The organism is Bradyrhizobium sp. B120 (assembly GCF_049075665.1).
Classification (GTDB): Bacteria; Pseudomonadota; Alphaproteobacteria; order Rhizobiales; family Xanthobacteraceae; genus Bradyrhizobium.
This window is the reverse complement of record NZ_CP185242.1, coordinates 1,904,925-1,919,336: the sequence shown is the minus strand read 5'-3', so window position 1 is coordinate 1,919,336 and position 14,412 is coordinate 1,904,925. Positions and strand designations below refer to the sequence as shown.

The following is a 14,412-nucleotide window of genomic DNA, read 5'->3' as shown; positions in this document are numbered from 1 at the left end:
CTGCCCTAATCCTTCCCGGCCTGCTGTCCGCTGCGATCTTTGCTTTTGTGACATCCTGCGGAAACGTCCTTCTCACTTTTGGCGGCAATGGAACCTTGCCTGTCCAAATCTTTACGTACGTCGACCAGCTACAATCCGCTCGTCGCTGCTGTATCCAGCCTGATGATTTTGGTCACCATGGCCGTGATCCTTACAATCGAGCGGTTGATTGGGACCGAAGGGCTCGCCTAGGCCGGGAGGATGGATGTAGTCACTTTTGAAAGAGCTAGAAAGAACGATGCGAAACTCCCATGACGCTGGAACTACGATCTATCTCGAAACACTTGGGGGAGACGATCGCCGTCGCCAACATATCGATGGCGGTGTGACGTGGCGAACTCGTTTGTCTGCTTGGACCTTCGGGTTGCGGCAAGACGACGACATTGCGCATCGTTGCGGGTTTTGAGAAGCCGACCTCTGGGGCTGTGAGTGAGTATCAATGGCGTCGACATGACGGACCAGCCTCCCTACCGGCGCGACACCGGCATAATATTCCAAAGCTACGCGCTGTTCCCGCATATGGCGGTGGCTGAGAATATCGCGTTCGGCCTCGAAACTTGAAATCGCGGCTCGCCGAACGGGAGAAGCGCGTCAGCGAGACAAGCTGGCCGAACTGCCGCACGCAGCCCAGCGCCTGCCGAGCCAGCTATCCGGCGGTCAGCAGCAATGTATCGCGCGTGGCGCGCGCTCCGGCGATGCGGCCAGCCGTGCTCCTTTTCGACGAGCCTTTCTCAAATCTGGATGCTTCGGGTACGCATATGCGAAGAGCTTCGGAAGGTCATCCGCAGCGTTGACGTCACGACCCTGTTTGTGACACACGATCAGGAAGAGGCACTGGCTCAGTCCGACCGTGTTGTGGTGATGAATGCTGGTCAGGTCGAAATTGGTCGGTACGCCGGCGAAATCCACGAAGCGCCGTCGACGTCATTTGTTGCAAATTCATCGGCTAATGCTTGTTGCTTGCGGAACTGTGGACATCGACGGCATCTTCACGTCAGGAGACGGGGCAAGGGGAGTGGCACAGACAGCCCTCGTTCTGCAGTCACCCTACTAGGGCGACGCGACTCGTACTCGACGTCAATGGTGCGCAATTGACGATGCGGGATCGCTTCCCGTTCGGACGGCAGCCCAAGCCCGGCGACGTTTTAGTATCGTCATCTGCGTCGATGACATCCGCCTCATTCCAGTGAATCCGGCGCACACTTGAACGTATTCAGTGAGCGCGGCTCTCAACGGCAGAGCACGGCTTTCCACCGAACGGTTGGGATTTGCGGACCCGAATCTCTTGGCATCCCTGAAGGCGATGCGACCACTGTTGGCAGGAGGATACGATGGATTTTCCAGAGATCATGAGTCGGCTGCCTCAAGCAGACATTTCCATTTTCCTTCATCCGTTGTGAGATCCAGCATTCTCGGGTCTGAGAACGGGTAACCGGTTTTCTTCGACATCGTCCAGGCTATCGATGTGCTGCCTCACAGTCATAACGGCCAGGGGGTACGGTCCCTCATGGACAGCTGGAATTGACCATGGCCAGACGCGGACCTATCGGCTGCGTATTCCACGGATGGTGATCAGCCGTTCCAGGCGATCGCGATCACGGATTCCAGACGATGGTGATCACTTGCGGAGGCGAACACGACTGACGTGTTGATCTGTGCTGGAAATGATCTTCCTGGTCAAGACGGGCGGGATGGCTCGGAGATCGGTCCGGCGGTCCATGGGAGGGCCCCGCGCGCGGCGCGGAGTGGGCCCCCACGAGCGACGCAGCGGCGCGCGCGGGAGGGACCTGTGGGCCGGTGGGGCGATCGGGCGCGTCGTGGTCACGCTGTTGTCCTATCGTCGGCCCGACGACGCAGGCTGTCGCCCTTTGAGCTCGATGCGGTGGGCGTTGTGAATGATGCGGTCCAGGATCGCGTCGCCGAGCGTGGGATCGGCAATTACGTCATGCCATTGCGCCACGGGAACCTGACTTGTGATCAACAATGATCCCTTGTCGTAGCGATCATCAACGATCTCGAGGAGATCACGGCGCTGGTCGGCAGTGAGCGCTTCGGGTCCCCAGTCGTCCAAAATGAGCAGATTGACGCGCTTCAGCGCCGCGATCAGGCGGGCGAGACGACCTTCGCCACGCGCCTGAGCGAGATCGGCGAACAAGCGGGGCACGCGCTTGTAGAGGACCGAGAAGCCATCGCGGCAGGCCCTGTTGCCGAGCGCACAAGCCAGCCAGGACTTGCCGGTGCCGGTCGGACCGACGATGACGAGATGGTTGTGCTCGCGGATCCATTGGCAGGTGGCGAGGCTCTGAAAGAGCGAACGGTCGAGACCGCGAGCGGTGCGATAGTCGACATTCTCGATGCTGGCGGCCTGCCGGAGCTTGGCACTGCTCAAGCGCCGTACGAGGCGGCGGTTGTCGCGGGCGGTGACCTCGCGATCGACGAGGAGACCGAGCCAATCGGGATGCGGCATGTCGGCGGCCTCGGGATTGTTCTGCAGCTCGATGAGGGTGCCGGCCATGGCAGTGAGGCCGAGCGCGCGCAGGCGTTCGACGGTCGGATGAATGAGCACAATGATCTCCTGATTAGTTATAGTAGCTGCGGCCGCGGATGTTGGCGTGGAAGAGGACGGGCGCCTCCTGGGCGGGAGGAGCGGCTTTGTCGGTGGCGTTCTTGAGGATGGCGGCGACCGACTTGTAGGAACGAGCATTGAGCAGCAGCGCACGGGCGCAGGCGGCGTCGACACGTTCCGCGCCATAGCGCTTGACCAGCCCGAGAATGCCGATGGCCGAGCGGAAGCCCTGTTCCGGATGCGGCCGCGATCGGAGGATGACGTCGATCAGGGTCTCGGCGTCGGGCCCGACCTTGGCGGCTTCGGAGCGGATGCGCTCATGGGTCCAGTCGCGGTAGCGGCGAAGCGAGCTTGGCATATGCTCGGAAATCGTCGTTGGTCGATGCGGCAGGATACTGCGCAGATGGGAGGCGACGCGCTTGCCGCGCAGGAAAATCTCGACGGTCTTTAGGGTGATCCGTGCCTCGACCTCCTCATGCACGAGGTTGTGAGGTACGCTGTAGTAATGCTTGGCAATCTCGACATGATAATCGAGGTTGACCCGACAGCGCTTCCACTCAGCGTACTCGTAGGGTTCGTCGGGCAATGGGGTCAGTCCCGGTCGGTCGAGCTCCTCGAACAGCTCGCGCCGGCTTCGTCCCCAGCTCCGTAACGGTCGGTTGTTGAGATCGACGAGCAGTGCGTGGATCGCCTCGTTGAGGGCGGCGAGCGAGAAGAAACGGCGGTTGCGCAGGCGCGCCAGAATCCATCGCCCGACGATTTGGACGCCGACTTCGACCTTGGCTTTGTCGAAAGTCGCCAACTGCAGGCTGTGTAGGTACGACCCGCCAAAAGGTGCGGATCACTCATCCTTTCCATCCGCTGTGCGGCCGCATGTTCGAGCCGATCTGCCGGCAGCGACATTGGGGCGAGGATCGTGTGGTCTACGTCGGCGAAGATGGGAGGCTTTGCACGATCGCAAGCGCGTTCACCGATATCGATCCGGTGGACGAGTTCCAGCGGATTGCGGAGGGTAGAGCCGCTTTTCGCACGGTGGACTTGCTGTCCTTGTGCGACGCGCTGGATCGGCTCGCGCAGCAGCTTCGAGCAACTGATGTGTAAAGGCAATTACGCCTCCATTGTAAATCAAATCATGCCGCTGCGCAGGCCTCATCATGACATCTAGTCTCATTTTCTTGCCGCCAATCACCGCATCTAGCGCTAGACCGGCGGTTGACAATCTACATATAGAGGCGTATTTTTATTTACGTGCCCCCGAGGCGAGACATGGCGAAGGCAAGAAAGCGGGATTCGAAGAGCGAGGCGCTGGCACGAGACGGCGTCCTCAACCCCAATCCCGAGGCCGTTCGCGACATTGCGTTCACCGGCAATCCGTTCTTCGATGCCGCGGACCTGGTCCAGGTCCGCTACGAGATGGTGCGGCGTCATCAGATCGATGGCATCGCCATTACCGAGGCCGCGGCGGCGTTCGGTGTTACGAGACCCACCTTCTACAAAGCTCAGAGCGCATTGAAGACCAGTGGGCTCGCCGGTCTGCTGCCAAGCCAGCGAGGCCCCAAGGCCGGCCACAAGCTGTCTGGCGAAGTCATTGCCTTCGCTACAGAACTCAAGACGGCAAAGCCCGAGCTGGCGACGTCTCAATGCCTCGAGGCGATCGAGTCACGCTTCGGCATCAAAGTGCACAGGCGCAGCCTCGAGCGAGCGCTTGCGCGCAAAAAAAAACGAATCATCCATCCAGCGTGATTGTGGCATCGGCGCAGGCAGCGGCGGTCTACGAGGAGCTGCGTACCGCGATCCTATCAGGCAAACCCGCCGCAACTCCTGGTCTCGGCATTCTTCGCCGTCAAGGTTTGGCCGCCTGGATGCGGGCGCTTGGGCACGAACCTCGTGCCGAGGCGACTTGCCACCACGCCCCCGAGCCATCGTCTTCCGCCAAGCCCGATCTGTCGCCGCCGGCACAGGAGGTCACCCGCCTCATCGCCGGCATTCTTATCTCCCTCGCTATGGAGCCCATGCATGCCTGAGCACAAGGTCACGGCCGACCATCTCAAGCGTGATGCGTACCTTTATGTTCGTCAGTCCACGTTGCGGCAGGTCGCCGAACATGGCGAGAGCACGCAGCGCCAATACGCGCTGCGCCAGCGCGCAATTGCAGCGGGCTGGCCGATCGAACGCATTCATGTAATTGATCGCGATCTCGGCAAATCCGGATCGAGCACGACCGCACGCGACGGCTTCCAACAGCTCGTGAGCGAGGTGGCGCTCGGTAAGGCTGGCATCGTCATGGGCCTGGAGGTCTCGCGATTGGCGCGTAACTCTGCGGACTGGCATCGCCTGATCGAACTGTGCGCGTTGACTGCGACGCTCATTCTCGATGAGGACGGCATCTATGATCCAGCCGGCTTTAACGATCGCCTTCTGCTTGGCCTCAAAGGCACGATGAGCGAAGCCGAACTGCACATCCTCAAAGCGCGCATGCGTGGCGGCCAGCTCAACAAGGCCCGTCGCGGCGAGCTGGAGATGGGGCCTCCGGTCGGATTGGTGTACCGAACCGACGGTACGGTCGGTCTCGATCCGGATGCTCAAGTACAGAATGCCATCCGGTTGGTCTTCGAGACCTTTGAGCGGACCGGAAGCGCCGTCCAGACAGTCCGTTTCTTCCGGGAGCAAGGCCTGCAGTTCCCGCGCCGATTGCGGACGGGCGCGAACAAAGGCGACCTTTTGTGGGCGCTTCCGCAGCATTCAAGGATCTTGCAGGTGCTGCACAATCCCCGTTATGCCGGCGCCTTCGTCTATGGGCGTACGCGCACACGCCACCGGCCCGACGGCGGAACCAGCGTCGTGAAGATTCCCCGAGCGGATTGGCAGTTCGTCATGCCCGGCATGCATCAGGGTTACATCGACTGGGAACGGTTCGAAGCAAATCAACGGCGCCTTGCGGATAATGCGAGCGCATTCGGCGGTGAACGATTCTCTGGGCCGGCGCGCGAGGGGCCGGCGCTGCTCCAGGGACGCGTGCTCTGTGGCTTGTGCGGCGACCGCATGGGTGTGCATTACAGTCGCGAGCATGGCAATACGGTCCCGACCTATGTGTGCCAAGAGAGTGCAGTGCGCCGCGCCGGGAAGACCTGCCAAACGGTGCCTGGCAAGATCATCGATCCAGCGGTCGCCGGGTTGATGATCGAGATGATGACGCCGATGGCGCTGGCGGTCACTCTGGAGGTCCAACGCGAGCTTGAGGCGCGAGTCCGCGAGACCGATACCGCACGTCGCCAGCACGTCGAACGACTGCGCTACGACGCCGAACTTGCCCGCCGGCGCTACATGAAGGTGGACCCCGACAATCGTCTCGTCGCCGATGCGCTTGAGGCGGAGTGGAACAACAAGCTACACCGTCATGCCGAAGCTATCGAGGAATATGAACGTCGCAACAAACAGCAGACTGCGACGCTCGCCGCTGAGGTCCGCCAGCGTATTCTCGGTCTTGCCGAGCAGCTGCCGCAAATCTGGAACGATCCGCGCGTCGACTTCCGTGAACGCAAGCGCATCGCGCGCTTGCTCATCGAAGACGTGACCTTGATCAAGGCGCAGAAGATCATTGCTCATGTGCGTCTGTCCGGCGGGGCTACGCGCACATTGGAGCTCGAGCGACCGCTGCCAATCGCCCAGCTGCGCAAGTTCAAACCCGAGCTTGTCGCGGCCGTCGATCGGCTGCTCGATCAGCATTGCGACCGCGAGATCGCTGAGATTTTGAACCGAGACGGATGGCGCACCTGGGAAAGCAAGCCCTTCAATCTGAAGAAGATTGCCTTCATCCGCAGTGCCTACAAACTGGCGAGTCGATACGATCGACTGCGCCACCGTGGTATGCTCACGACGCGCGAGGTCGCAGCGAGGTTTGGCATCGCCAAAACCACCGTGCAGGAGTGGGGCCGTCAGGGACTCATCAAAAAATGCTACGCTGACAGCCTGAACCGTGGGCTCTGGGAGATCGCATCAGATACCATTATCCTTAAAGGCCGTGGCGGCCGCCGCTCCCGCAAACCGCAAGCAACACCTATCACCGCGCAACTGTCAGGATGAGGTGCAATATGAAGCAATCGCCTTATCTCTCGGGCGACGCGGCCGTGCCGGCAAAATCGCCGTCCCGTAATGCTGCGCCATATCGCTGTAGCTGCGGTTGACCATAGGGTCATAGAGGCAGGCCTTGATCACCGCGACCTTGGCGTTGTCGGGCACCAACAGTTGCGTCGCGCCGCCAAAAAAGCTGTAGGCCGCGTTATGTCCCGCGATCCAGTCGCCGAGCTGTTCGGTCCACGTCGCCAGCGCGAACGACAGGCTGGATGCGCCCATGACCGCGACGAAGATGTGCGCGTCACGCACCTCGCCAGTCTTACGGTCAACCACCGGCACCCTGTCGCCGGCATACTCGACAAACAATTTCTCGCCCCCGCCGTGGTGCTGGCGCATCACCAGCGGCCGCCGGCCTTCCCAGTTGCGGAACAAGTCACAGAAACGGCTGTACCGGTACCCGTCCGGATGCTCTGCAATGTACTCGTCCCACAGCACCTGCAAGGTCACATGCTTGCGCTTGAGCTCGCGGGCAACAACAGACCAGTCAGGCTCGGCCACCTTGCGGCGACCCGGCTTCACGCCAGGCACCCCGTACATCAGTTGCTCCAGCTCGACGTCGCTTATCGATTCCGGGACGGGCCATGCCAGACCCGCGCGTGCAAACCGCTTCAGCGTGTCACGTACCGTCGTCGGTCCGACGCCGACACGTTCGCCAACCACGCGCGTCGAGAGCCCAGCCTCAAGGCTCAACCTCGCAATCTCGCGCACCTGGCGCATGATAACCCTCCTCGTCGGCATCCAATTCTCCAAGCTGTTCCAGCCGGAGAAATGGACCAACGATCAGGCTTCACACCATCCGAAACTGCGCGCGATCAAATCGGAATGCTGCGCGGAGAATGCTCGGAATGCTGCGCGCGATCATTTCGGAACCCTGCGCGCCATCAAATCGGTACGGTGCGCACCATCATCTCGGAATCCGCACACCCAATCTCGCAACTCCCGATCTCCGGGAGCATGCCCGCGCTCTAGCATTCAGTTGCAATTTTTTGCTGAGATGGGCTTTGCGCGCGTTGGCCTGATGAGCCCTACGCCAGGACGACCATGCGAGGATGTGGGCGTGGGGGATGCGCCGCTGGGTTAGCTTCATGGCGATGCGCCGGATTTCTTGGATTGACCAGCGGATCAAGAACGATGCTACGGTCGAGGCCGCTGTCGCGTTTTTTTGAGCAATGGCCCGGTGTTGGCCCGATGACGGATGACGGCCATCATGGCGAAGGCAAGCATGACGAGCGAGACATGGCGATGCCAGCCTTGCCAGGAGCGGGTTTCGTTGTGATCAAGGCCGAGCTCGTTCTTAGCGGTTTCGAAGCTGTCCTCGATAGCCCAGCGATGGCCTTCCACCGACACCAGCTTCTGCATGGACGTGCCCTTGGGGCACCATGTGGAGAAGAAGGCCAAGCTGCCGTCGGCAATGTTGCGGCGGATCAGAAGACCCCGCGTCCATTCCCCGGCAAGGTCGTCGTTGTATTCTCCAGCGTCGAGATCGGCCAGCTCAAGATAGGCCCAGTCGTGCCAGCGCGGACCTTTGGTCCCTTCGCCGGACGACAGGCGATGCCAGACCTTCTTGGGAAGGCTCTGCGCGATCGCGGAGGCAGTGCCGGCGACAGGCTGCGGCTTGCCCCAAGAACGGAACACATGATTGGAAGCAACGCCCAGAACATAGCCCTTGCCCGCCTTGCGCAGCAGGGTTTCGATCTCTCCGGTGCCATACACGCTGTCCGCCGCCACGAACGAGAACGGCACCTTTGCGGCGATCGCGCGAGCGATCATTCGACGCGCGATCTTGGGCTTCGTCGCAAAGCTCACATCGGTTGGTACATGCGCTGCCTTCAGGCGAGCGGGTTCGTCCGTCCATTCCTTTGGCAGGTAGAGCGCCCGGTCGATGAAGGCATGGCCATGCCGCGACACATAGGAGGCGAACACTCCGATCTGGCAATTGGTGATCTTGCCCGCCGAGCCAGTGTACTGGCGTGCGACCCCGCACGAGGCCTTGCCCTGCTTCAAAAAGCCGGTCTCATCGATGACCAGGACCGCGTCCTCATCGCCAAGCGCTTCCAGCGCGTACTCACGCACAATGTCGCGTAGTGCGTCCGCATCCCACCGCCCCCGGCCCAGGATCGCCTGCTGGCGCCACGGGCCTGGATCGCCGGCCGCTTCCGCCCGCATCCAACCCGTCTTGCGCGGCTCGTTGCCCAACAGTCCGTCGAGAAACTGCCACGCCGAGGCCGCGACCCGCTCCTGCGTAAACAGCGGACGGATGCGTTGCTTGGCATCTCGCAACGATGAAGCCCACAGCGCCAGCGTATTCTCAACCGACGCACCACCAATCATCAGATCCCGAATCATGGTCACCCATGGATTCAGAACCCTCAAGAAAATGCAACTGTAATGCTAGGGTCTGTTTGGATTCAGGATTGAACTTCCAAGCCGGAACGATTCAAACTCAATCCGCTGCAGAAATGCCGGGGCCAAACACCTAGTTTTCCGTTAATTTCTCGGCGTCAGCTTACGGACAGCTAAGCTGCTTATCTGCGGAGTCAGGTCTAACGACCTGAAACACAATGCAACCGCCATAGGAGTGTGGTCGTCATGGACGATCGAGTTAACAATACGTCGCATGTTCCATCCTACGATGAGTATCATTACGCTAGCTCCCCGGAGCACAGGAATGCCGACGATTTTGCGGACGCGTTCCGTAGAATGGGATTGCAGGACTCGGGTGCCAGCTCATCCTCGCAGCCGAGTTATTACCTCAACTCAAGACCTCCCGTTATTGAGATCAACCGGGCCGAATTCCGGGAACGGGTGAGGAGCTTTCATGGTGAAGAAATCGATCGTATCGCCAACAATCCGCAGGAATACTCAGAATTTGTATCCGAAAGAGCTAATCGCACCGCGGATACCGCCAGAAGTTTCGCGATCCGAAGGGATTCCGATGCCGCGCGATATTACAGCTACCAACTAGGAAATACGAGCGTCGGCCTCCAAAGAACGGAAGCCGGATTTCCTATGGCGACTGAGTTCACCAGCCAGCGGTGGCGAGAACTGTTTCCCGGACGGACTGATGTCACATCAATCGTGGATTTTCAGGTTGCACATCCGCTCGTCGGTAACGCCGGCGATATTCTGCTCGAGCACCAACTACGGCGAGACGGCGAACGGCCGCTAGTGAACTGGCGTCCTGCCAATGACGAAGCGAGAGCCCGTGCAGAACAACTGGGCTTCGTTCATGTGGATCCCGATGATATGGTACTTGATCCCACCCAGTCCAGCCAGTGGAGATATAGGGATGGTGAATGGCAGCGCGCAACCAATTCTTCGATGTATCTCTCCAAAGCGTCGAGCGATGATGAACCTTCATCAGAGTCCGACTCGGATGGAGACTTCATGTGACGTGAGATCTCTACCAATCCATTTGAGGTGGAGCAGGAGCGCAGACCAACCGACACCTGCGGCTTACGATCGAGCCTTGGACGGAACGAAGCCCAAGCCAATTCGGCTCAAGCCGTGAGGTGCACTGTACTGGCGGCGGTTTACGAGAGCTGGTGCCTATAATAGCACAAAAGAAAACCCCGGCTTCCAGCCGGAGTTTTCGACTCCCGCCCGGGCGGGAGGAGCGGATTGCCTATGGCAGGCGCCAGCGTCATTGTGTCCTCGCCATCAGAATGGCTCGGGATCTTTCCGGGTTGCCTGGGTGAGGAGGGCTTCGTTGGCCGTTTTCTTCGTAGGCGGTAATCTCGAGAAGTGTCGGGCCAACTCATCGAGCAACGAGACCATCCACCCGGGCTCGCCGGCATTGGATGCGAAGATCAAAAAATGGAGCAGATGTCAGGACAACTACCTTGCCTTCGTTCAACTCGCGCCAGTCAGGCTATGGCTGCGCCTTAATGAATCCGCGCCCTAACACTACTTTGGCAGATTGTTAGAATTGGGCTTTTTATTAGGATTGAACGAAGCCGCTGCCGCGGCGTAAGGGGCAAGGTGGCGTAGATCGCCTCCTGGCTGAAGGATGTGGGTGTTGGAGCCCACCCCCTCAGACAGGAGTATCGAGATGGCCGATTTGAGCCCTCTTCGCCGCCGCATGATCGAAGACATGACCGTCCGCAATCTGTCGCCGGCGACGCAGCGATCCTACATCAGCGCGGTTTCGAAGTTCAGCCGCTATTTTGGCCGATCACCTGACCGGTTAGAGTTGGAAGACGTCCGCGCCTTCCAGGTGCATCTGGTCTCGACCGGCATATCATGGCCGGCGCTGAACCAGATCGTCTGTGCGCTACGGTTTTTCTAGAGCCGGCTGTTGGCGATGGCGACGCGATGGGTGTAGCGGCCGAGATAGGCCAACACCACCTGGGTGACGCCGCGGGCGCTGTCGATGTCTTCGATCCGCAGTCCCGCAACCTCCGAGGCCCTGAGCCCGGCCGCATAGGCGGTGGTGAGCGCGGCGCGGCTCTTCGATGGCTTCCATCGCATCCGCCACTTCGGCTTCATGGCCAACGGCCATCGCGCTGCCAAACTCGCCCTTTGCTGCAAACTTCTCGATCGTGAGCGGACAGCGCCAAACGATGGCGAGCCGTCGCCTGTGGATTCGGAAGCTCAAACCTGGGCCGAGGCGCCTGCCTGTCCCGATTGTGGTGGCGTCATGCGCATCATTGAGCGCTTTCGACATAGCTTCAGACGCCCCAGCCCTCGAACATCACCGTTCCGATGCGACACATCGTGAGCCAAGTCATGCCGTGCACGACGATCATCATTCGTCATTTCGCTCCCAGCGTCTCGATCATCGCGGACGATGTCGAATCCGTGCTGTCACACCGCGCCACAACAACCGTCCGATGCAGCAAAAAGCCTATCGCGATCTCCGGCGAAGCGCGTCTGATCTCAACTCTTCCCCGATGCGCACATCCCGTTTCTCTGCCTCTCGCGCCGAGCCAGCAGATCGGGCATTGCGATCTCGAACAATCCCCATAGCTGCAAAACCGCGCATAGCCTCCCGCGCCTTCGTTCAATCCGGCTTCAATGAGGTCGCGTCATAAGCGCCTGCCGCGCCCTCGCGTGAGCGCGACCTCACAGAACCCTCCAGATTCTCATCCTGGCTTGGTTGTGATTCAAGCTTGGGATGGACCGATTCGTTTTGACTGACGCCCAATGGGCGAAGATGGAGCCGCTGTGTCTTGGCAAGCCGGGCGATCCCGGCCGGAGCGGCAATAACAACCGGCTGTTTGTCGAAGCCGTGCTGTGGATTGCCCGCACGGGCAGTCCGTGGCGCGATCTTCCGCGCGCCTTCGGCAACTGGATAACTGCGTACACGCGCTTTCGCGACTGGGCGAAGGCGGGCGTCTGGAAGCGCATGTTTGATGCGGTTTCAGACGAGCCGGACATGGAATATGTCATGGTCGATGCCACCATCGTCAAAGTCCACCGCCACGGACAGGGCGCAAAAGGGGAACGCAAAACCAGGCCATCGGCCGCTCGAAAGGTGGAATGACCACCAAAATCCTGGCACTGACCGACACGCTCGGCAATCTCGTGCGCTTCGTGCTGCTGCCTGGGCAGCGCTTTGACACGGTCGGTGTCCCGCCGCTGATCGAAGGGCTGGCCTTCGATGCGCTGATTGCAGACAAGGCGTTCGACAGTAACGCAATCATCGCCGACCTCGACGCACGCGGCGCCAAGGTTGTCATCTCCCAGCACCCGCGGCGCGCAAATCCTCTCGCCATCGACAAGGAAATGTACAAATGGCGGCACCTGATCGAAAACCTCTTCTGCAAGCTCAAGGAATTCAAGCGGATCGCCATGCGAGCCGACAAAACTGACCTCAGCTTCGAAGCAATGATCAATCTCACCGCCGCCGTGACAAATTCAAGATGAATCCAAACAGACCCTAGCATTACAGTTGCATTTTCTTGAGGGTTCTGAATCCATGGGTGACCATGATTCGGGATCTGATGATTGGTGGTGCGTCGGTTGAGAATACGCTGGCGCTGTGGGCTTCATCGTTGCGAGATGCCAAGCAACGCATCCGTCCGCTGTTTACGCAGGAGCGGGTCGCGGCCTCGGCGTGGCAGTTTCTCGACGGACTGTTGGGCAACGAGCCGCGCAAGACGGGTTGGATGCGGGTTCGCCTCCTATGTGTCGCGGCATGGCCATGCCTTCATCGACCGGGCGCTCTACCTGCCAAAGGAATGGACGGACGAACCCGCTCGCCTGAAGGCAGCGCATGTACCAACCGATGTGAGCTTTGCGACGAAGCCCAAGATCGCGCGTCGAATGATCGCTCGCGCGATCGCCGCAAAGGTGCCGTTCTCGTTCGTGGCGGCGGACAGCGTGTATGGCACCGGAGAGATCGAAACCCTGCTGCGCAAGGCGGGCAAGGGCTATGTTCTGGGCGTTGCTTCCAATCATGTGTTCCGTTCTTGGGGCAAGCCGCAGCCTGTCGCCGGCACTGCCTCCGCGATCGCGCAGAGCCTTCCCAAGAAGGTCTGGCATCGCCTGTCGTCCGGCGAAGGGACCAAAGGTCCGCGCTGGCACGACTGGGCCTATCTTGAGCTGGCCGATCTCGACGCTGGAGAATACAACGACGACCTTGCCGGGGAATGGACGCGGGGTCTTCTGATCCGCCGCAACATTGCCGACGGCAGCTTGGCCTTCTTCTCCACATGGTGCCCCAAGGGCACGTCCATGCAGAAGCTGGTGTCGGTGGAAGGCCATCGCTGGGCTATCGAGGACAGCTTCGAAACCGCTAAGAACGAGCTCGGCCTTGATCACAACGAAACCCGCTCCTGGCAAGGCTGGCATCGCCATGTCTCGCTCGTCATGCTTGCCTTCGCCATGATGGCCGTCATCCGTCATCGGGCCAACACCGGGCCATTGCTCAAAAAAACGCGACAGCGGCCTCGACCGTAGCATCGTTCTTGATCCGCTGGTCAATCCAAGAAATCCGGCGCATCGCCATGAAGCTAACCCAGCGGCGCATCCCCCACGCCCACATCCTCGCATGGTCGTCCTGGCGTAGGGCTCATCAGGCCAACGCGCGCAAAGCCCATCTCAGCAAAAAATTGCAACTGTAATGCTAGAATGTCATTGATTTTTTTAGCCGGCCAAGCGGCAACACGCGGTACCATGTAGGTGTGCAACTCCTTAGCGTTCTCTGCAATTCCCTTCGCGCCATACTCACTGTCGTCCCTTGAAACGAGCAGCTGTGAGGGGTCCTGGGACAACGACACAAACGCACTATCTATGTCGCCCTGCGTGTGCATCGCAGCGAGGCGCGCCTTATCGATTTCGTCCTCTTTCTTTTCGTCCTCCTCATCGTCCTCCCAGCGGAACGCTTCAGAAACATGCGGATTTTCGTGACAACGCAAATCCGCCAAGGAGCGCACATGCGCGATGGCACTAACATTATCATCTAGGCGCGGATCGCAATCGCTGGCCGCGTCCTGAAAGCGGTGTAGCTGTAGATACGACGATGCCAGCACATTGTTGAAAACACTGCTGCTATCGACGCTGCCAGCGAAAGATCGGTTTGTTCCTGGCCATTGTGCTGATCGCTGTTCAGCCAGTCTGATCTCGTTCCTGAGCGCTTCAACGTTCGCTCCGCTCAGCGATGCGGCAAGTTCGGCGCGCCCCCCTAACAAAAGATGGGGCTGGGCACCGTTCGGTCTGCGGGATAGCCC

At 60.1% G+C, this 14,412-nt stretch carries 9 protein-coding genes and 5 pseudogenes; 8 read left to right on the top strand and 6 right to left on the bottom strand.

Annotated features, from left to right (window positions below; translation table 11 throughout):
• The first annotated feature begins 468 nt into the window (after positions 1-468).
• Positions 469-600, top strand: a complete 132-nt coding sequence (locus ACOIX3_RS09040; protein ID WP_420969445.1) for a hypothetical protein — start codon at positions 469-471, stop codon at positions 598-600.
• Positions 601-1,873: 1,273 nt separating this feature from the next.
• Here ACOIX3_RS09040 and istB read toward each other — a convergent pair.
• On the bottom strand, positions 1,874-2,605 hold the full coding sequence (gene istB, locus ACOIX3_RS09035; RefSeq protein WP_420969444.1) for an IS21-like element helper ATPase IstB: 732 nt from the start codon (positions 2,603-2,605) through the stop codon (positions 1,874-1,876).
• A 13-nt stretch (positions 2,606-2,618) separates the two neighbouring features.
• Entirely contained in the window at positions 2,619-3,407 is a 789-nt protein-coding gene (locus ACOIX3_RS09030; protein WP_420969443.1) for a Mu transposase domain-containing protein, read from the bottom strand.
• Between the two features lie 71 nt (positions 3,408-3,478).
• On the opposite strand from ACOIX3_RS09030, the gene ACOIX3_RS09025 reads away from it, so the two are divergent.
• The 3 genes from ACOIX3_RS09025 to ACOIX3_RS09015 all read left to right on the top strand — a co-directional run bounded on the left by ACOIX3_RS09025 (position 3,479) and on the right by ACOIX3_RS09015 (position 6,688).
• Positions 3,479-3,706, top strand: coding sequence for a DUF5372 family protein (locus tag ACOIX3_RS09025; protein ID WP_420969442.1), 228 nt, complete (start codon positions 3,479-3,481; stop codon positions 3,704-3,706).
• A 165-nt stretch (positions 3,707-3,871) separates the two neighbouring features.
• Positions 3,872-4,348, top strand: coding sequence for a helix-turn-helix domain-containing protein (locus ACOIX3_RS09020; protein WP_420969441.1), 477 nt, complete (start codon positions 3,872-3,874; stop codon positions 4,346-4,348).
• A gap of 273 nt (positions 4,349-4,621) precedes the next feature.
• Complete coding sequence (locus ACOIX3_RS09015) at positions 4,622-6,688, top strand: recombinase family protein (RefSeq protein ID WP_420969440.1); 2,067 nt, start codon at positions 4,622-4,624, stop codon at positions 6,686-6,688.
• A gap of 18 nt (positions 6,689-6,706) precedes the next feature.
• Here the strand turns inward: ACOIX3_RS09015 and istA are convergent.
• Positions 6,707-7,456 (bottom strand): annotated as a pseudogene (gene istA / locus ACOIX3_RS09010) (IS21 family transposase); the annotation flags it as partial.
• 417 nt (positions 7,457-7,873) lie between these two features.
• Positions 7,874-9,085, bottom strand: coding sequence for an IS701 family transposase (locus ACOIX3_RS09005; RefSeq protein ID WP_420971691.1), 1,212 nt, complete (start codon positions 9,083-9,085; stop codon positions 7,874-7,876).
• A gap of 243 nt (positions 9,086-9,328) precedes the next feature.
• Here ACOIX3_RS09005 and ACOIX3_RS09000 point away from each other — a divergent pair, with 243 nt between their 5' ends.
• Entirely contained in the window at positions 9,329-10,132 is an 804-nt protein-coding gene (locus tag ACOIX3_RS09000) for an effector protein NopP (RefSeq protein WP_420969439.1), read from the top strand.
• 658 nt (positions 10,133-10,790) lie between these two features.
• Positions 10,791-11,024 (top strand): annotated as a pseudogene (locus ACOIX3_RS08995) (site-specific integrase); the annotation flags it as partial.
• 2 nt (positions 11,025-11,026) lie between these two features.
• Here the strand turns inward: ACOIX3_RS08995 and ACOIX3_RS08990 are convergent.
• Positions 11,027-11,098, bottom strand: a pseudogene (locus ACOIX3_RS08990) (transposase); the annotation flags it as partial.
• A 757-nt stretch (positions 11,099-11,855) separates the two neighbouring features.
• Between ACOIX3_RS08990 and ACOIX3_RS08985 the strand changes: the two are divergent.
• Both ACOIX3_RS08985 and ACOIX3_RS08980 read left to right on the top strand, forming a co-directional pair.
• Positions 11,856-12,607, top strand: a pseudogene (locus tag ACOIX3_RS08985) (IS5 family transposase).
• Between the two features lie 62 nt (positions 12,608-12,669).
• Positions 12,670-13,642: pseudogene (locus tag ACOIX3_RS08980) on the top strand (IS701 family transposase).
• A 53-nt stretch (positions 13,643-13,695) separates the two neighbouring features.
• On the opposite strand, the gene ACOIX3_RS08975 reads toward ACOIX3_RS08980, so the two are convergent.
• Positions 13,696-14,373 (bottom strand): hypothetical protein, encoded by a 678-nt coding sequence (locus tag ACOIX3_RS08975; protein ID WP_420969438.1) that lies wholly within the window; start codon positions 14,371-14,373, stop codon positions 13,696-13,698.
• Positions 14,374-14,412: the final 39 nt, after the last annotated feature.